The organism is Ramlibacter sp., assembly GCF_035554825.1.
Taxonomy (GTDB): Bacteria; Pseudomonadota; Gammaproteobacteria; order Burkholderiales; family Burkholderiaceae_C; genus Ramlibacter.
In genome coordinates, this window is sequence record NZ_DATMHS010000077.1 from 118,165 (window position 1) to 135,247 (window position 17,083).

The 17,083-nt window shown below is 71.4% G+C and carries 15 protein-coding genes; 10 read left to right on the forward strand and 5 right to left on the reverse strand.

Features of this window, described 5'->3' with window-relative positions:
• The first annotated feature begins 38 nt into the window (after nt 1-38).
• Together chrA and VNT59_RS09840 are read left to right on the forward strand one after the other, a co-directional pair.
• On the forward strand, nt 39-1,280 hold the full coding sequence (gene chrA, locus VNT59_RS09835) for a chromate efflux transporter (RefSeq protein ID WP_414708374.1): 1,242 nt from the start codon (nt 39-41) through the stop codon (nt 1,278-1,280).
• Nucleotides 1,281-1,375: 95 nt separating this feature from the next.
• Nucleotides 1,376-1,573 (forward strand): hypothetical protein, encoded by a 198-nt coding sequence (locus VNT59_RS09840; protein ID WP_325498155.1) that lies wholly within the window; start codon nt 1,376-1,378, stop codon nt 1,571-1,573.
• A gap of 18 nt (nt 1,574-1,591) precedes the next feature.
• Here the strand turns inward: VNT59_RS09840 and VNT59_RS09845 are convergent, their stop codons facing one another.
• Nucleotides 1,592-2,551 carry a glycoside hydrolase family 5 protein gene (locus VNT59_RS09845; RefSeq protein ID WP_325498156.1) on the reverse strand — a complete coding sequence of 320 codons (960 nt, stop codon included), beginning with the start codon at nt 2,549-2,551 and terminating at the stop codon, nt 1,592-1,594.
• A gap of 779 nt (nt 2,552-3,330) precedes the next feature.
• Here VNT59_RS09845 and epsA point away from each other — a divergent pair.
• The 8 genes from epsA (at nt 3,331) to galE (ending at nt 12,008) form a co-directional block, all read left to right on the forward strand.
• Nucleotides 3,331-4,113: an XrtB/PEP-CTERM-associated transcriptional regulator EpsA gene (gene epsA, locus VNT59_RS09850; protein WP_325498157.1), complete on the forward strand. Its 783-nt coding sequence runs from the start codon at nt 3,331-3,333 to the stop codon at nt 4,111-4,113.
• Nucleotides 4,106-5,533, forward strand: a complete 1,428-nt coding sequence (locus VNT59_RS09855; protein ID WP_325498158.1) for an undecaprenyl-phosphate glucose phosphotransferase — start codon at nt 4,106-4,108, stop codon at nt 5,531-5,533. The genes epsA and VNT59_RS09855 overlap by 8 nt, the downstream gene beginning before the upstream one ends.
• Before the next feature lie 138 nt (nt 5,534-5,671).
• The gene (locus VNT59_RS09860; RefSeq protein WP_325498159.1) at nt 5,672-7,009 is read left to right on the forward strand and encodes an outer membrane beta-barrel protein; all 1,338 of its coding nucleotides are present in this window, start codon (nt 5,672-5,674) and stop codon (nt 7,007-7,009) included.
• Nucleotides 7,010-7,033: 24 nt separating this feature from the next.
• Nucleotides 7,034-7,846 (forward strand): polysaccharide export protein EpsE, encoded by an 813-nt coding sequence (gene epsE, locus VNT59_RS09865; RefSeq protein ID WP_325498160.1) that lies wholly within the window; start codon nt 7,034-7,036, stop codon nt 7,844-7,846.
• A gap of 22 nt (nt 7,847-7,868) precedes the next feature.
• Nucleotides 7,869-9,251, forward strand: coding sequence for a chain length determinant protein EpsF (gene epsF / locus VNT59_RS09870; RefSeq protein WP_325498161.1), 1,383 nt, complete (start codon nt 7,869-7,871; stop codon nt 9,249-9,251).
• Nucleotides 9,248-10,195, forward strand: coding sequence for a chain length determinant protein tyrosine kinase EpsG (epsG, locus tag VNT59_RS09875; protein WP_325498162.1), 948 nt, complete (start codon nt 9,248-9,250; stop codon nt 10,193-10,195). The genes epsF and epsG overlap by 4 nt, the downstream gene beginning before the upstream one ends.
• Nucleotides 10,179-10,961 carry a WecB/TagA/CpsF family glycosyltransferase gene (locus VNT59_RS09880; RefSeq protein WP_325498163.1) on the forward strand — a complete coding sequence of 261 codons (783 nt, stop codon included), beginning with the start codon at nt 10,179-10,181 and terminating at the stop codon, nt 10,959-10,961. The genes epsG and VNT59_RS09880 overlap by 17 nt, the downstream gene beginning before the upstream one ends.
• A gap of 9 nt (nt 10,962-10,970) precedes the next feature.
• Nucleotides 10,971-12,008: a UDP-glucose 4-epimerase GalE gene (galE, locus tag VNT59_RS09885; protein ID WP_325498164.1), complete on the forward strand. Its 1,038-nt coding sequence runs from the start codon at nt 10,971-10,973 to the stop codon at nt 12,006-12,008.
• Nucleotides 12,009-12,054: 46 nt separating this feature from the next.
• On the opposite strand, the gene VNT59_RS09890 is transcribed toward galE, so the two are convergent.
• The 4 genes from VNT59_RS09890 to VNT59_RS09905 are packed head-to-tail and all read right to left on the reverse strand — an operon-like array spanning nt 12,055 to nt 17,064.
• Nucleotides 12,055-13,074, reverse strand: a complete 1,020-nt coding sequence (locus tag VNT59_RS09890) for an NAD-dependent epimerase/dehydratase family protein (RefSeq protein WP_325498165.1) — start codon at nt 13,072-13,074, stop codon at nt 12,055-12,057.
• 13 nt (nt 13,075-13,087) lie between these two features.
• Nucleotides 13,088-14,764 (reverse strand): GMC family oxidoreductase, encoded by a 1,677-nt coding sequence (locus tag VNT59_RS09895; RefSeq protein ID WP_325498166.1) that lies wholly within the window; start codon nt 14,762-14,764, stop codon nt 13,088-13,090.
• Nucleotides 14,761-15,951 (reverse strand): glycosyltransferase family 4 protein, encoded by a 1,191-nt coding sequence (locus tag VNT59_RS09900; protein ID WP_325498167.1) that lies wholly within the window; start codon nt 15,949-15,951, stop codon nt 14,761-14,763. Before VNT59_RS09900 ends, VNT59_RS09895 begins: the two co-directional genes overlap by 4 nt.
• A 48-nt stretch (nt 15,952-15,999) precedes the next feature.
• A complete protein-coding gene (locus VNT59_RS09905) occupies nt 16,000-17,064 on the reverse strand; it encodes a glycosyltransferase family 2 protein (protein WP_325498168.1) in 1,065 nt (354 codons plus the stop codon).
• Nucleotides 17,065-17,083 lie beyond the last annotated feature (19 nt).

The window sequence follows — 17,083 nt, forward strand, 5'->3', positions numbered from 1 at the left end:
CACACTGTCCGGCTTTCGCTCCACCAGCACGCCTCACCTTGCGAGCCAGCGCCCCAGTTCCCGATGCCGATCCGGACGCCGGCGCCGGCGCGCCGCCACGGCGCGGCCGGGCGCTGGAGGTGCTGCTCGCTTTCCTGCGGCTCGGCCTGACCTCCTTCGGCGGCCCGGTCGCGCACCTCGGTTATTTCCGCGCCGAGTTCGTCGAGCGGCGCGGCTGGCTGGACGATCGCAGCTACTCGGACCTGGTCGCCCTCTGCCAGTTCCTGCCGGGGCCGGCCAGCAGCCAGGTCGGCATGGCGCTGGGCCTGTCGCGGGCCGGCTGGCTCGGGGCGCTGATGGCATGGATCGGCTTCACGCTTCCTTCGGCCCTCGCGCTCATCGCCTTTGCCCATGGCGTCGCGCGCTGGGGCGAGGTCGCCGCCTCGGGCGTCGTGCAGGGCCTGAAGGTGGCCGCCGTGGCCGTGGTGGCACAGGCGGTGTGGGGCATGGCGAAGGCCTTGTGCCCCGACCGCGTGCGGGCCGGCCTGGCGATCGGCGCCGCGCTGCTCACGCTCGCCGTGCCCTCCGCCCTGGGCCAGGTCGGCGCCATCGCCGGCGCCGGCCTGATCGGCTGGCGGCTGGTGAAGGTGCCGCATCAGCAGCCGGTGGCGCATCGTGGCTCCGGCGTCTCCCGGGGCTGGGCCGTGGCGGCATCGACGCTGTTCGTCGCGCTGCTGGCGGGCCTGCCGCTGGTCGCTGCCGCCAGCGGCTCGGCGACCTGGGCGCTGGTCGACGGGTTCTATCGGGCCGGCGCGCTGGTGTTCGGCGGCGGCCACGTCGTGCTGCCGCTGCTCCAGGCCACCGTGGTGCCGAGCGGCGCCGTCGGCAGCGCCGAGTTCCTGGCCGGCTATGGCGCCGCGCAGGCGGTCCCCGGTCCGCTCTTCACCTTCGCGGCCTACCTCGGCGCGGTGGCGCACGGTCCGCTCGCCGGCTGGGTCGGCGGCTTCGTGTTCCTGGTCGTGATCTTCATCCCGGCGTTCCTGCTGATCGTGGCCGCGCTGCCGTTCTGGGACGAGCTGCGGCAACGCGACGCCGTGCAGTCGGCGATGGCCGGGGTGAACGCCGGCGTGGTCGGCATCCTCCTGTCGGCCCTGTACGACCCGGTGTGGACCAGTGCCATCCACGGCCGCGCGGCGTTCGGCCTGGCGCTCGCCGCGTTCGGGCTCCTGGTGCATGGGCGGGTGTCGCCGGTGCTGGTCGTGGCGTTCGCGGCCGCCGGCGGCTGGCTCCTGCTTGGCTAGTCGGCGCCGCGCGCATCGCGTCGTAGGCGGGCGCGCACCCGTCAACGCCCTGGGGTCCTACCCGGCCGGCGCGAGCGGGTGCCCATGATCGCCCCATGCCGAGCAAGCGACCCGAACCACCCCCGGACCTGGAGATCTCCTGGCGCACCGAAGAACTCGGGCCGGAAACGCGGCGGCGCCTGTTCGAAAAGCTGGTGCCTTCGGGACGCCCCGGCGCGCAGCGCGACGGCCCGCCGCTGGCGAAGGAGCCCAAGCAGGGCGGGCGCGGCGACGGCCCGAAACGCCGCAAATAGGCGGCGGTGGCCGCGGCGTCAGTCCAGCAGCGCGCGCTTGAGCGGCTCGATCCACTTGCCGGTCTTGGGCGAATACACGCCGAACTCCGAGGCGAACTCCCAGAACGTCCACGGGATGCCGCGGCGCTCGGCCTCGTCGCGCACGATCCGCGTATAGGTCTCGCGCGACTTCATGTCCACCTTCTCGTAGGTGCCGAACTCGCCGAGGTGCAGCGGGTAGCCATTGGCGACGCTCCATTGCCGCGCCGTGTCCAGCGCATCGGTGATCGCCTTGCGCTGCCCGGCGTCGCAGCAGGTGGTGCCGAGCGGAAACGGCTTGGCCAGGTGCTCCACGCCCTGGTGGGTGAAGTTGAAGGGATCGTAGTTGTGGATCGAGACGATGATGTTGCGGTCCGCCGGCAGCCGCAACTTCTTCAGCTCGTACACGCTGTTCCATTCGCCGGGCCCGATCAGCACCGGCCGGGTCGGATTCGATGCGCGCACGGCGGCGAGCACCTGCGGCGCCAGCGTGTTCCAGGCCTCGCCGTTGAGCCGGCCGTTCGGCTCGTTGAGCAGTTCGAACAGCAGCTTCGGCGACCGGTCGCGGTAGCGCTGCGCGATCTGGCGCCACATGTTCACCAGCCGTGTCTCCAGCACGGCGGCGTCCACCGGCGTTTCGTTCGGGTGCAGCCCGGCGCCCGACAGCTGGTTGTAATGGTGCATGTCGACGATCACGTACACGCCCTTGGCCAGCAGCGCATCCACCACCTGGTCGACCCGGGCGGCGAAGGCTTCGTCGATCTTGGCGTCCGCCGTCGGCGCCGCATGGTTGCTCCAGCGCACCGGCACCCGCACGGTGTTGAAGGCGCCGGCGACCTGCTCGATATAGGCCGGCTCGACCCGCACGCCCCAATCGCCTTCGCGCGGGGCTTCCAGCATGTTGCCGAGGTTGATGCCGCGGCCGAGCGCCTGCGCGGTCGCGCAGGTCTGCTGGGTCACCGCGCTGCACGACGGCGGCGGGGGCAGGGCGGCCCGGCGCGGCGCTTGCGCCTGGGCGGCGCCGAGCGCGGCGCACAAGAGAAGGGCTGAAACGGTTCTGTTGATCACTGGTCGTTGCTGTCGAGGAAAGGGTGGGGCGGCCGCCGTTCGATGCGTGCCGGCGGTACCGTGCAGCTCGGCACGAGCGGCTCTGCGGCGCATTCTGCTGGGCCGCGCCGAGCGGGCGCAAGCGCGGCGCCAGCGGTCGCGGCCAAGTCCTACAGCGCAGCTGCCAGCGCGGCGGCGGAAGGCGCCCGCCCAGATGTGACGGCCGTCACAGCCCCGCGCGCTGCGCTCGCGCTGACCTCGCCTTCCACGCGCTCGCGATTCCCGCGCCTGCGGCGCTTGTTCGTTGCTCCCGGGCCACGCCGGGCGTCGCGACGATTTGTAACTTGTTCGCCGCGCACGTGCCGCGTCCCACTGGCCGGCGGCCGCGCGGCACATACGGTCGAGCGGCAAACCGGCATCCCGCGATGCATCGGGCTCGGCCACTGCACTGGTGTGAGCAGATGTTGCCGCCAGACTTGTTGCCGCCGGACACGTCCGACATGGACTCGGGAACCGCTCTTGCGACGGCCCGCCCAGTGGCCGCTTTTCATGTCATCTCCGCCTGATTCCGGGCTATGGAGCTCGTCCTACATCAAGAGCACCGTGTTTCCCACATCAACAAAAAGGGCCCCGTTCTTACAGTGGCAGCCTCGGAAGCACAGCATTTTTCACGTGCCACCAGGGCCTACGTCATGAACAACATCACAACACCACTGCCAGAGCGCGACCCGTCGAAATTCCTCCAGATCGCCGGGCAGGGAGCGGGCGTGGCCACCCACGCCGAGCTGTGGCGCTGGCTGCAGGGGGATGTGCAGCAATGGCTCAGCCACGATGCGATGCTGGTGGGATGGGGCGACTTCAGCAGTGGCGACCTGCACTACGACCTGGTGTCCAGCGTGCCCGGCTTGCGCTCCCACAACTTCACGCCCGCCTGCATCGCGCCCTTCGTCGGCTACCTGCGCGATTGCTGGGTCGCGGCGCAGCAGGCGCCGTGCCAGGTCGACATCACCGGCTGCCAGCAACTGCTGGGCCATTGCAACTGGGCCTCGGCGCAGGCCATCGCCAGCATGCGCACGGCGCTCGTCCATGGCACCACCGACGGCCCGCGCGGCGGCGAACGCATCTTCGCCGCGCTCAGCATGCAGACGAGCCTGCCGCCCGGCGGCGGCAGCGCCCTCAAGCTGCTGCTGCCGTTCATCGACACCGCCCTGCGCCGCATCCCGCCGGCGCCGGTGCGCGAGGCCGCCTGCGACCGCCAGGGCGTGCACACGGCCCGGGTGCCCGCCCTGAGCGAACGCGAACGCCAGATCATGGACTGGGTCGCGCTCGGCAAGACCAATCCCGAGATCGGCTGCATCCTGCGCATCAGCGAGTTCACGGTGAAGAACCACATGAAGAGCATCTTCACCAAGCTCGACGTCACCAACCGCGCGCAGGCCGTCGCCAAACTCAACCGGATGGCCGCCTATGCGTGAAGCCGATCCGATGCTGGCCGTCGCGGCCCCGCGCGTGCCGCCGATCCGCTTGGTGCCCTCGCTGGGGCAGAGCCGGCTGCTGCAGGCGCTCGAGGCCGGCCTCGAGCCGCTGGTCACGGTGCTTTCGCTGTGGCTGCTGGTGTGGTTCTTCGACGACGAGCTGGGCTCGGCGTGGCTGATCGCGTCGGTCGTCGTCTTCGCGCTGGCGTTTCCCGGGCGGCCGCAGCTGCGGCTGTCGCCCGGGCGGGTGGTGGCCGGCACGCTGCTGACCTGGACCTGGACCGCCGGCCTGCTGCTGGCGATGGGCTTCGCCACCGGCCACATGAACGATTTCGCGCCCGCCATCGTCGTCAACTGGCTCTGGTTCGCCCCGGTGGCGCAACTGGCCAGCCACTGGGCGCTGCGCACCGCCGCGCCGCACCTGGTTCGGCTGCAGGGCCCGGCGCTGCGCGCGGTCGTGGTCGGCCTGAACGAGCAGGGCTGCGCGCTGGCCGACCGGCTGGTCGGCGCCGCCGACACCGGCATCGAGCTGCTCGGCTTTTTCGACGACCGCACGCCCGACCGGCAGTACGGGGCCGACCGCCACCGCATGCTGGGCCGCATCGCCGACATCGCCGCGTACGCCAAGGCGAACCGGGTCAACCTGATCTACCTGTCCTTGCCGATGGCCTCGCAGCCGCGGATCAAGGAGCTGCTCGACGCGCTGAAGGACACGACGTCGTCGGTCTACTTCGTGCCCGACATGTTCGTGACGGACCTGATCCAGGGCCGCACCGATTCGGTCTGCGGCCTGCCGGTGATCTCGGTCTGCGAGACGCCGTTCCGCGGCCCCGCCGGCGTGCTCAAGCGCATCAGCGACATCGTCCTGGCCGCGCTGATCCTGCTGCTGCTGTCGCCGTTCATGGTCGCGATCGGCCTGGCCGTGAAGCTCAGCTCGCCGGGCCCGGTGATCTTTCGCCAGCGCCGCTACGGGCTCGACGGCGAGGAGATCATCGTCTACAAGTTCCGGTCGATGACCGTGACCGAGGACGGCGGCCAGATCCAGCAGGCGCGCAAGAACGACGCGCGGGTGACGCGGCTGGGGTCGATCCTGCGCAAGACCTCGCTGGACGAACTGCCGCAGTTCGTCAACGTGCTGCAGGGCCGCATGAGCGTGGTCGGGCCGCGCCCGCATGCCGTCGCCCACAACGAGATGTACCGCGGCCTGATCAAGAGCTACATGGTGCGCCACAAGGTCAAGCCGGGCATCACCGGCTGGGCCCAGGTGAACGGGTTCCGCGGCGAGACCGATTCGCTGGAAAAGATGGAAGGGCGCATCCGCTGCGACCTCGACTACCTGCGCAACTGGTCGCTGCGACTCGACCTGTACATAATCTGGAAGACCGTACGCCTGGTCTTCCGCGACAGCGCCGCTTACTAGGACTGATAGTCCAACGGAGCCATTGGTGAGAGCCCGGGTGTACGCGATGATTCCCATCCATGTGACGCTGCACGGCGCCCGCGGGTGGGCGCATGCCCCGGCGCACGGGACGCTTCAGAAGAAAGCGCGAGGACTCCCTTGAAGAAACATTCCACCATCGGCCCCCTGCTCACCGTGGCATCGATCTGCCTGGTGCCCGTGGCACTGCAGGCGCAGACGACGGGCCAGTCGCAGCCGTCGGCCCCCTCCGTGCCGAGCACGCCCTCGTTGCCGACGACGCCGTCGCAGCCGGCGGGCCTGCCGTATCCGTCGAACATCTGGTATCCCGGCACGGCCGGCTTCCAGCCGGCCGGCACCCAGGCGTCGACGGTCTCCGACCAGACCAGTCCCGCGTTCCAGCTGCGTGCGCTGGCGGCCGTCGAGCACGAAAGCAACGTGCTGCGCACGCCCGGCGGCGGCGTCTCCGACCAGGCGCTGATCGCCGGCATCGGCGCGCGCGCCGACCGGCGCTACGGCCTGCAGCGCTTTCGCGCCGACATCGAGGCCAACACCTACCGCTACGACCGCCAGTCCGACCTGAATTACTCGGTCTTCAACTACGCGCTGGCCTGGGACTGGTCGCTGACGCCGCGCTTGCATGGCGTCGCTAGCGCCGATCGCAAGCAGTACCGCGAAGTGGCGACCGATCCGGTCGCGCTGGTCAACCGCGTGGGCAAGCGCACCGAGCGCAACGAGGTGCTGGAAGGCGTGTTCGAAGCCGGCGCGGCGCTGCGCCTGATGGCCGGCGCCTCGCACACCAAGGCCAGCAGCACCGAGCCCGCCACCTGGGACGCGAGCCCGTCGGTGACCAGCGCGCGCGTCGGCGTCGGCTACGAGCTGGGCTCCGGCACCTCGCTGTGGGGCCGCTACCGCCGCGGCGACGGCAGCTACGGCGACCCGACCCCCGGCGCGTCCACCGGCGACTTCAAGGAAAACGAAGCCGATCTGCTGCTGAAGTGGCCGGTGAGCGGCAAGACCTCGGTCGAAGCGCGGCTGGGCCACCTGGAGCGCAACCACGACACCAACACCCGGCGCGATTTCAGCGGCATGGTCGGCAGCGCCGGCGTGTCCTGGGACGTGACGGGCAAGACACGCGTGATCGCCGGCGTCAGCCGCGACCTCAGCGCCACCGGCCTGGCCACCGGCGGGCACGTGCAGAGCAACCGCTTCTACGTGGGCCCGGTCTGGAAGGCGACCTCGCTGATCGCGGTGAACGCGCGCTACGACCGCGTCTCGCGCGACTGGAAGAACGTGCCGGCGGGCTCGGCCGAAGTGGGCCGCAACGAATCGATCGAGATGCTGTCCGCGGGCGTCGAGTGGGAGCCGCGTCGCTGGCTGGCCGTGTCCGGCTACGTCCGCGGCGAACGCCAGAAGTCCAACCTCAACACGGGCTACCGCAACACCACCATCGGTGCCGCCGTGAAAGCCTATTTCTAGTGCCTCTATGAAGGGAGAAGTCTCATGCCACACCTGTTCCGATCAGCCTTAGCGCTCGTCCTGGCCGTTTGCGCGACGCTTGCGTCGGCGCAGAACGGCAAGCCGGCGGCCGCGCCCGAGTACAAGCTCGGGCCCGGTGACGCGATCAAGGTCCAGGTGTACCAGAACCCGGACCTCACCCTCGAGGCGAGGGTGTCGGAAGGCGGCACGATCAGCTATCCGCTGGTCGGCAGCGTTCCGATCGGTGGCATGAGCATCTCCGATGCCGAGAAGAAGATCGCCCAGGCGCTGCAGAACGGCAAGATCCTGAAGCAGCCCCAGGTGAACATCGTGCTGCTGCAGGTGCGCGGCAGCCAGGTCTCGGTCCTCGGCCAGGTGCAAAAGCCCGGCCGCTTCCCGCTCGAGACGACCACGGTCCGCGTCAGCGACATGCTGGCGCTGGCCGGCGGCGTCACGCCCACCGGCGACGACGTGCTGGTCGTCAGCGGCACCCGCGACGGCAAGCCGTTCCGCAAGTCCATCGACATTCCCAACCTGTTCAAGGGCGACCGCTCGCAGGACGACATCCTGCTGCAGCCCGGCGACACGCTCTTCGTGAACAAGGCGCCCACGTTCTACATCTACGGCGAGGCCCAGCGCCCCGGCACGTACAAGATCGAACGCGGCATGACCGTGCAGCAGGCGCTCGCGCAAGGCGGCGGCCCGACGGCCCGCGGCAGCGAGCGCGTGCGGCTCAATCGCACCCGCCCCGACGGCACCGTCGTGCAGCTCGAGCCGCGCCTGACGGACCCCGTGCTGCCCGGCGACGTGCTGTTCGTCAAGGAAAGCCTGTTCTGAACGCGAAGCACCAGGGAGCATCATGAGCCTGCACCAATTCTTTTCCATCATGCGCGCCCGCCGGCGCCTGGCAGGGCTGATCCTGCTGGGCACCGTGCTGCTGGCGCTGGCGTGGGTCTTCCTGCGCCCGGCCACCTACGTGGCGCGCGCGCCCGTCCTGGTGGACGTGCGCACCGATCCCACCGGCGGCACGCCGCTGCAGGGCATGGTGTCGCCCGGCTACATCTCGACCCAGATCGACATCATCAAGAGCGACCGGGTCGCCCAGAAGGTGGTGGAGCTGCTGCCGCCGGACCAGCAGCCGATGCTGCGGCTGCGCGAGGCCGCGCAGAAGGGCGCGGCGCCGCAGCAGTGGCTGGTGCACGCGATCCAGCGCGACCTCGAAGTCAAGCCGGCCCGCGAGAGCAACATCATCAACATCTCGTGGAGCGGGCGCACCCCGACCGAGGCGGCGCGGGTGGCCAACGCCTTCGCGCAGGCCTACCTCGACACCAACCTGAACCTCAAGACCGCGCCGGCCAAGCGCTACGCCGACTGGTTCGACCAGCAGGTGACCGCGGCCCGCGAGCGCCTGGAGAAGGCGCAGGACAAGCTGTCGGCGTTCCAGGAGAAGGCCGGCATCATCTCCAGCAACGAGCAGGGCGACTACGAGACCGCCCGGCTGTCGGAGCTGTCCCAGCAGCTGATGGTGGCGCAGGGCCGCCGCCGCGCCGGCGCCGGCGAGACCTCGTCGGAAGTGCTGCAGAGCCCGCTGGTGAACAACATGCGCGCCGACGTCGCCAAGCTCGAATCCAAGGTGCAGGAAGCTTCGGCCACCATGGGCCCCAACCATCCGAAGATGGTGCAGATGGAAGCCGAGCTGCGCTCGATGCGCTCGCGCCTGGCGGCCGAAAGCGCCCGCCTGGGCACCGCCGCGGCCGTGTCGACGCAGGCCAGCGCCAGCCGCATCCGCGAGCTGCAGGACGCCATCGCCGCGCAGAAGGCGCGGGTGCTGGCCACCAACAAGCAGCGCGGCGAGCTGTCGGTGCTGCAGCGCGAGGTCGACACCGCCCAGAAGGCGTTCGAGACGGTGAGCGCCAGCGCCGCCCAGTCGCGCCTGCAAAGCCAGATGACGCAGAGCAACGTGGTGTTCCTCGGCTCCGCCGTCGAGCCGCTCGGCCCCAGCGGCCCCACGCCGCTGCAGGCGCTGCTGGCCGCGCTCGGCGCCGGCACGCTGCTGGCCGTGGCCGGCGCGCTGCTGGCCGAACTGTCCAACCGCCGGGTGCGCTCGGTCGAGGACCTGACGATGGTGACGCAACTGCCGGTGCTGGGCATCCTGCCGGCGCCCAAGGCGCGGGTCACGCCGCTGCGGCTCACCAACGCGCCGCGCCGCCTGGCGCTCACTCCCCAACGGAGCCTTGCATGAACAGCCAGGTGTACCCCATGCCCAATCGAACCGACCTGGACATCAGCCTGGCCGGGCGCACGGACCTCGACTTCCCGGTCGGTTCGCGCGAGCCCGTCCAGCCGATGGGCCGCATGCTGATCGACTCCGGCCGGCTCGCGCCCGACGACGTCCAGCGCATCCTCGACTACCAGAGCCGCGCCGGCCTGCCCTTCGGCGAAGCCGGGGTCGCGCTGGGCCTGCTGGCCGACGACGACGTCCAGCAGGTGCTGGCCGCGCAGTTCGGCCATGCCGCGCTGTCGCCCGATTCGGGGCTGGCCGGCGAACTGGTCGCCGCCACCGATCCCGACAGCGACACCGTGGAGCACCTGCGCGCGCTGCGCAGCCAGCTGATGCTGCGCTGGTTCGAGAACGATGACCGGCAGGCCGCCCTGGCCGTCGTCAGCCCGGGCGCCGGCGAAGGCCGCAGCTACATCGCGGCCAACCTGGCCGTGCTGTTCTCGCAGCTGGGCAAGCGCACGATCCTGATCGATGCCGACCTGCGCCATCCGCGTCAGCACCAGATCTTCGGCGTTCCGGGCCGCGTCGGCCTGTCGGCGATCCTGGCCGGCCGCGCCGGCTGGGAGGCGGTGAGCGAGGTCAAGGCGGTGCCCGGCCTGTGGCTGCTGCCGGCCGGCGCCGTGCCGCCCAACCCGCAGGAACTGCTGGCCCGGCCCGGCTTCGCGCGCCTGATCGCGGCGCTGCGTTCGAGCTACGAGGTGATCCTGATCGACACGCCGGCCGCCGAGTCGTGCGCCGACGCCGGCACCATCGCCGCGCGCGCCGGCGCCGCCCTGATGGTGGCGTGCCGCGACCGCAGCTCGGTGCCGCGGCTGGCGAGCCTGTCGGAGGACCTGCGCCAGTTCGGCACCACGATCGTCGGCGCCGTGCTGAACGGCGCACCGGACCATGCCGCTCGCCGTTGAAGCGCGCGGCTGGCAGGGCCACTGGCAGCAGCTGGTGCGCTGCCTGGTGCGCATCCACTCGGACCGCGGCGAGCGGCAGCTGCTGGATTCGCTGACCCACCCGGCCGAGGCGACGGTGGTGGCGTTCGTCAACGCCCACGCGATGAACTCCGCGGCGACGTCGCGCGAGTTCTTCGAGGCGGTGCGGGCCGCGGACGTGGTGCTGCGCGACGGCATCGGCATGGCGATCCTGCTGAAGCTGCTGAACCTGGAGCCCGGCCTGAACCTCAACGGCACCGACCTGATCCCCAAGATCCTGCGCCGCTACGCCGGCCGGCCGATCGCGCTGTTCGGCACCGAGGACCCGTACCTGGCCCGGGCCCGGGAGGTGGTGATGTCGACGCTGGCGCCCGGCGGCCCGTGTACGACGGCCCATGGCTTCCTGGACACGGCCGCGTACGTGCGGCTGGCCCTGGAGCACCGGCCCAGCCTGATCGTGCTCGGCATGGGCATGCCGCGGCAGGAAGCGGTGGCCCGCGAGTTGCGGGCCGTGGTCGATTTCCCGTGCCTGATCGTCTGCGGCGGCGCCATCATCGACTTCATCGGCGGCAAGACCTCGCGCGCGCCGCGCTGGATGCGCGGCGCCGGCCTGGAATGGCTGTTCCGCCTGGCGCTGGAACCCAAGCGGCTGTTCAAGCGCTACGTGATCGGCAATCCGCTGTTCATCGCGCGCGCCCTGACGCTGGCGGCGGGCACCAGCCGACCGAGCCGCGGCGCGGCCACATAATCGGACAGCATGAACGTTCTGCTCACGGGCGGTGCCGGCTACATCGGCAGCCACACCTATGTGTCGCTGGTGGAGGCGGGCTTCACGCCCGTCATCCTCGACAACTTCGCCAACAGCCATCCGCGGGTGCTGGAGCGGCTGCAGACCATCACCGGCAGGCCCGTGCCCTGCGAGCGCGGGGACGTGCTCGACACGCCGTTCGTCGAGGGCGTGCTGCGCCGCCACGGCATCGGCGGCGTGGTGCATTTCGCCGGTGACAAGGCCGTCGGCGAGAGCGTCGCCCAGCCGCTCAAGTATTACCGCAACAACCTCGGCGGCGCCGTCAGCCTGATGCAGGCCATGGAGAACGCCGGCTGCGGCACGCTGGTGTTTTCCAGCAGCGCGACGGTGTACGGCGATCCGGCCAGCGTGCCGATCCGCGAGGACTTCCCGCGCAGCCACACCAATCCGTACGGCCACACCAAGCTCGTGATCGAGGACATGCTGGCCGCCCAGCAGGTGGCGCGGCCGGCGTGGAAGGTGGCGATCCTGCGCTACTTCAATCCGGTGGGCGCCCATCCGAGCGGGCTGATCGGCGAGGACCCGGCCGGCGTCCCCAACAACCTGATGCCCTACATCGCGCAGGTCGCCACCGGGCTGCGGCCGTTCCTGCAGGTGTTCGGCGGTGACTACCCGACGCCCGACGGCAGCGGCGTGCGCGACTACATCCACGTCTGCGACCTCGCGGAAGGGCATGTGGCGGCGCTCCAGGCGCTGGTCGACCGGGGCCGGAGCCTGACGGTGAACCTCGGCACCGGTCGCGGCAACAGCGTGCTCGAGGTGGTGCGCGCCTTCGAGCGGGCCAGCGGCCGGACGGTGCCGTACCGGTTGGTCGACCGCCGCCCGGGCGACGTCGCCCAGTGCTACGCCGATCCGGCGCTGGCCCGGGAGCTGCTCGGCTGGCGCGCCACGCGCACGCTGGCGCAGATGTGCGAGGACGCGTGGCGCTGGCAGAGCGCGAATCCGCACGGCTACCGCGACGCGGACGAAGCTGCCTCGGACGGCTGACCCAACAGCCGAACGCAGCGGTCTGCGTTCGGCTGTTGGGTTGGTTTCAGGTCGGCGAATCGCCCCCACGCAGCACGGTCACGTCCGGCAGCGACCCCGGCCGCTGCTGCAGGAACCACGCCGCCGACTGCTGCAGCGTGACCGCATACGGGGTCCACTGCAGCCCCAGTTCGCGGCTGGCGCGGCTCGCATCCAGCCGCAGGTGGCGCTCCCACAGCCCCAGCAGGTTCGGCGGCAGCGGCACCGGCACGAAGCGCGCGTCGCCCAGCAGCCTCTTGGCCAGGATCTCCGCCACCTTCAGCGGCGGACCCGCCAGCATCGCGTCCAGCCGCAGCTGCCGCGACGACAGCCGGCGCACCGGCGTCGCGCCGATCGCCAGCGCGAGGTCGACGAAGTACTCGTTCCAGCGCGGACTGTCCGGCGCCGCCAGGTTGTAGGTGCGCACGCCCGGCCGGGCGTCGGCGTCGCGCAGGGCGGCCAGCACGGCCTGGCAGACGTCGTCGACGTGGACCAGGTTCGACCAGCCGTCGCCGGCGGCACCGAGGTCGCCCAGGCGCCCCGCCTGCAGGAAGCGGGCGATGCGCCCCACCCAGAGATCGCTGCCTGGGCCCCAGACGCAGCCGGGCCGCAGGATCGTCACCGCGCCCCCGCGTTCGGCGAACCCGTTCATGTGGCGCTCGGCCTCGCACTTCGCCTGCGCATACCAGCCCAGCGAGCCGTCGAGCGCGGTGCTCTCGTCGACCCGCCCCTCGACCGTGCCGTACACCGCCATCGAGCTCAGATGCACGATCCGGCGGCAACCGGCCTCCAGCGCGGTGCGGGCGAGCACCCGCGCGCCTTCGCCGATGGCCGCGGCGTTGCCGGCCACGCAGTTGACCACGGCGTCGACATCGCGCAGCGCCGTGCGCAGCGCGGCCGCGTCGCGGGTGTCGACGCGCACCGCCTCGGCGCCCGCCACCGTCCGGCGCGACGAGCCCGCCACCGGGGTCGCCCAGCCGCTGGCGGCCAGCAGCGCGCACAGCCGCGATCCGACGTAGCCCGACCCGCCCAGCACCAGCACTTTCATGACGTGTTTTCCTTCAGACATGGGCCACGGCGCGGGTGGCCAGCCGTTGCGACAGATGCCGGCCCACCCGCAGCGACAGCGCGATCAGCGTCAGCGTCGGGTTGGCCTGGCTGGAGGTCGGGAAGGCGGCGCTGCCGGCCACGTACAGGTTGTTCACCGAGTGCACCCGGCAGTCGGCGTTGACGACGCTGGTGCGCGGGTCGGTGCCCATGCGCGCCGTGCCGACGTGGTGCCCGCCGTAGGCGCCGAAGCGCAGCAGGTCCGCTTCCAGCGTGTCGGCGTCGTATTCCAGGCGGCCGGTGCCGGTGCGGGCCAGTTCCTGCGCGATCAGGTCCAGCGTGCCGCGCACCGAGGCGATGTCCTCCGGGCTGTAGCGCCAGTCGATGCGCAGTTGCGGCAGGCCGAGCGCGTCGCGTTTGTCGGTCAGCGTCACCCGGCTGTCGGCGCGCGGCATCTGCTCGCCGTGCATCTCCAGGCTGAAGCGGTTGGTGCGGTTGCGCAGGATCACCGAGGGGAACTTGCGCTGCGCCAGGGTGCGCTTGGTCGCCCAGTGGGTCAGGAAGGCCACGGTGTCGACCGGATCGGTCATCACGTTCCACAGGTGCCGGGCGTACAGGCCCAGCGTCGGGTCGGCGCCGTCGTGCAGCCGCTTGCCGTATTCGTAGCTGATCAGCTTGCGCGAGAGGAACAGGCCGGACAGCACGCCGTTGCGGTGGCGCGGGTCGGTGATGCGCGAGAAGTGCAGCCGCGCCACGCAGTTGGCCAGGCCGTGCCGGCGCTGCTCGGCCGCCGCGATCGCCAGCCGGCGCCGGCAGTAGATGCCTTCGGGCGTGACTTCGTAGCCATGGCGCACGTCCTGCGGCCGGCCGTTGAACACCAGCGTGCCGACGTTGCCGGCGATGTGGCACTGGTAGTAGCGGCCGACCACGTCGTGCTCGTTGCCGATGCCGCGGGTGGCGACGTCGCGCGAGGCCAGCAGCAGCCGCGCCGTCTCGAGACCGCCGGTTGCCAGCACCGTCGTGCGGGCGGCGACGCCGAAGCGCTTGCCCGCCAGGGTGGCCGCCGCCACCTCGCGCACCGAGCGGCCATCCAGGGCGAGCCGGATCGCGGTGCAGTTGGCGCCCAGCAGCACCTGGATGTCGGGCGCCACCCGCAGCCGGCGTTCGTAGCGGGTGCCGAAGTTGGTCGGGCAGGAAAAGCGTTCCAGCCCGTTGGTGCGGACCACGTCGCTGGCGAAGCCGCGCACCATCGGCGGCGCCACGCCGCCCAGCGCCTCGTCGGCGTCGTAGCTGAAGCGGCCCGCTTCCGACAGCGCGTTGGCTTGCGGATAAAAGGGCAGCAGGTCCTCGTACGAGATCGGCCAGCCGCTGTGCGGCACGTGGGAGCGGGTCTCGAAATCGAGCGGATCGAACGGCATCGAGCGGCCGCCCCAGATCCCGGTCGATCCGCCCAGGCGCCGCTGCCGGTACTTGTCGGCCGGGCTGTGCAGCCGCTCGTCGGCCACCTCGCCTTCATAGAGCGCCTGGGTCGGCGCATGTTCGTGCATCCGGCCGGATTCCAGCAGGATGATGCTCAGGCCCTGGCCGGTGAGCGACAGGGCCAGCGAGATGCCGGCCGCGCCGCCGCCGACGATGCAGACGTCGGCGTGCAGGCAGCAGTTGCTGTCGAGGGTGTCGGCGTCGAGGATCACGGCGCCCGCTCCTCGGTGGAGGCGGCGCCGGCGTCGCGCGGCCGGCCCGCGATGCCGAAGGCGCGCTGGTGGACGCGGGCGACGCCGGCGAAGAACCGCTGCAGCGAGAACTGCCGCCGGTACAGCGCGTGGCCGTTGTGCGCGACGGTCTCCAGCAGCTTGGCGTCGCCCAGCACCCGTTGCAGCGTGGCGGCGATGCCGTCGATGTCGCCCGGTTGCACGTACAGCGCGTCGACCCCGTCGCTGAGCAGCGACGGCACTTCGCCGACCGCGGTGCAGATCACGGCGACGCCGTTGGCGAGCGCTTCCAGGACGACCAGCGGCAGCACCTCGTCGTACGACGGCAGGATCAGCACGTCGGTGTCGGCCAGCAGCCGCGCGGCGGCCGCCTGGTCGCACCAGCCGGGCAGCCGCACGAAGTCGGCGATGCCCAGCTCCTGCGCCTTGGCCCGGTAGCCGGCGAGGTCGCCGCCGCCGGCGATCGTCACTTCCAGGCGCTGGCGATCGAATCCCGGCCGCGCCAGCGCCTGCATCAGGTCGTCCACGCCCTTGAGCGGGCCGAGGTTGCCGAGGAACATCACGCGCTGGGTGCCGCCGGCCTGCCTGACGCGCCGCGGCTGGCTGGCCGCCGGCACGCCGTTGATCACGATCTCGACCCGGTCGGCCGGCACCTTCAGGTCTTCGATGACGAAGCGGCGCGCCGCCGGCCCGATCACCACCACGGCGTCGGCCAGGCCGAACACCCAGCGCATCACGGCCTGCAGCAGCGCCGGCTGGCGCCGGTAGAAACGCTGCATCTGGGCGTGCTGGTGCAGCACGACCGGAATCCGCAGCAGCCGGCACCAGGCAATGATCGACCCCTTGCGCACGAAGCTCAGCCGCTCGCCGACGTTGACGTGCACGCCGGCCAGCTGGCCCCCCAGGCGACCGGCCAGGATCCTGGCCAGCGCCGTGAGCAGCACCCACAGCGACCAGCCGGGACCGCGGCCGCCGCGCGAATCGAGCGGCCGCAGCTGCGCGGCGTCGGCGCCCGGATGGGCCGCCTGCGACTGGATCAGGTAGTCGGTGACCTTGTACATGCCGCCGCCCACGGGCGTCCACGGCGCGGCGATGTAGATGAAGCGGGCGCTGCGCCCGGCGGCGGCGCCGGGCAGCGACTCGGTGGCGAGCGGTGGTGTTTCTTGCATGGCGGTCCTGCTGGGGGTCGATGCGGCGGGGCGCTGGCGCGCCCCGCGTCACGCGTAGTGCTGGGGACGGGTTTCGGTGGCCTGCGGCGGTTCGTGGACGACCAGGCTGGGGATCGGCTCGCGGGCCGGCCGGCGCGGCGCCAGCAGGCCCCGCACCAGGCCGGCGGCGTTGAAGCACCAGGACACCACGGAATAGGTGGCGCGCGCCAGCGAGCGCTTGCGCCAGGCCATGACGGCGAACGGCGCGGCGGCCAGCGCGGCCAGCGCGGCGGCCGCCCACGGCAGCGGCAGGCCCCAGAACGGCACCGACAGCAGCATGGCCCACCAGAGCAGGACGCCGCCGTAGATGCGCAATTCGCGCAGCCGCAGCACCAGGCGCTGGCTCGGCTTGCCGGCCGCGGCCCGCAGCAACTCGCCCGAGCCGCAGACGTAGCGGGCGCGCCAGCGGCGACGCAGCAGCTGGTAGGGCGGTGCGTCGTGGCCGTAATGGGTGACCGAGTCGACCGGGATGCGCCACAGCTTCCAGCCGAGCGAGCGCAAGCGGACGGCCAGATCGAATTCCTCGTAGGCGTGCAGGTTGCGGTCGGACAGGTAGCCGGCTTCCTCGACGGCGCGGCGCCGGTAGAGCCCGCCGCCGTCGAGGCGGTCGACCTCGCCCGGCGCCAGGTGCGCCGAATTGCGCAGCGCCCGCTCGCGGTACTCCAGGCTCTCCTCGTTCAGCTCCACCAGCCGCCCGCCGACGCCGCCCGCTTCCGGATGCTGGGCGAGGAAGACCAGGGCCTGCGGCAGGAAGCCGCGGACCATCTGCATGTCGCCGTCCAGGATGTAGACGTATTCGCCGCGCGAGTGCTGGTAGCCCAGCTGCGGACCGGCGCCGCAGCAGCGCTCGTGGGCGTGCACCAGCTGGACGATGCGGATCGGATAGCGCGACGCGAGCTCCACGGTGCGGTCGGTGGAGTTGCTGTCGGCCAGGATCACTTCGCCGCCGACCTCGGCGACGGCGGCCAGGCTGCTCTCGATCGCGGCGCAGATGTTCTTCTCTTCGTTGAACGCCTTGATGATGATCGACACCGGGCAGCGATCGGACCGGGGGGAGTTCGGGTGGGCGCTCATGAGGGAGTCCATTGATGCG

Excerpts from the sequence above, each read along its gene's own strand:
- VNT59_RS09840 (WP_325498155.1), top strand. The coding sequence starts at position 1,376 with ATGCCGAGCAAGCGACCCGAACCACCCCCGGACCTGGAGATCTCCTGG.
- epsA (WP_325498157.1), top strand. The coding sequence starts at position 3,331 with ATGAACAACATCACAACACCACTGCCAGAGCGCGACCCGTCGAAATTC.
- VNT59_RS09855 (WP_325498158.1), top strand. The coding sequence starts at position 4,106 with ATGCGTGAAGCCGATCCGATGCTGGCCGTCGCGGCCCCGCGCGTGCCG.
- epsE (WP_325498160.1), top strand. The coding sequence starts at position 7,034 with ATGCCACACCTGTTCCGATCAGCCTTAGCGCTCGTCCTGGCCGTTTGC.
- epsF (WP_325498161.1), top strand. The coding sequence starts at position 7,869 with ATGAGCCTGCACCAATTCTTTTCCATCATGCGCGCCCGCCGGCGCCTG.
- epsG (WP_325498162.1), top strand. The coding sequence starts at position 9,248 with ATGAACAGCCAGGTGTACCCCATGCCCAATCGAACCGACCTGGACATC.
- VNT59_RS09880 (WP_325498163.1), top strand. The coding sequence starts at position 10,179 with ATGCCGCTCGCCGTTGAAGCGCGCGGCTGGCAGGGCCACTGGCAGCAG.
- galE (WP_325498164.1), top strand. The coding sequence starts at position 10,971 with ATGAACGTTCTGCTCACGGGCGGTGCCGGCTACATCGGCAGCCACACC.
- VNT59_RS09890 (WP_325498165.1), bottom strand. The coding sequence starts at position 13,074 with ATGAAAGTGCTGGTGCTGGGCGGGTCGGGCTACGTCGGATCGCGGCTG.
- VNT59_RS09900 (WP_325498167.1), bottom strand. The coding sequence starts at position 15,951 with ATGCAAGAAACACCACCGCTCGCCACCGAGTCGCTGCCCGGCGCCGCC.
- VNT59_RS09905 (WP_325498168.1), bottom strand. The coding sequence starts at position 17,064 with ATGAGCGCCCACCCGAACTCCCCCCGGTCCGATCGCTGCCCGGTGTCG.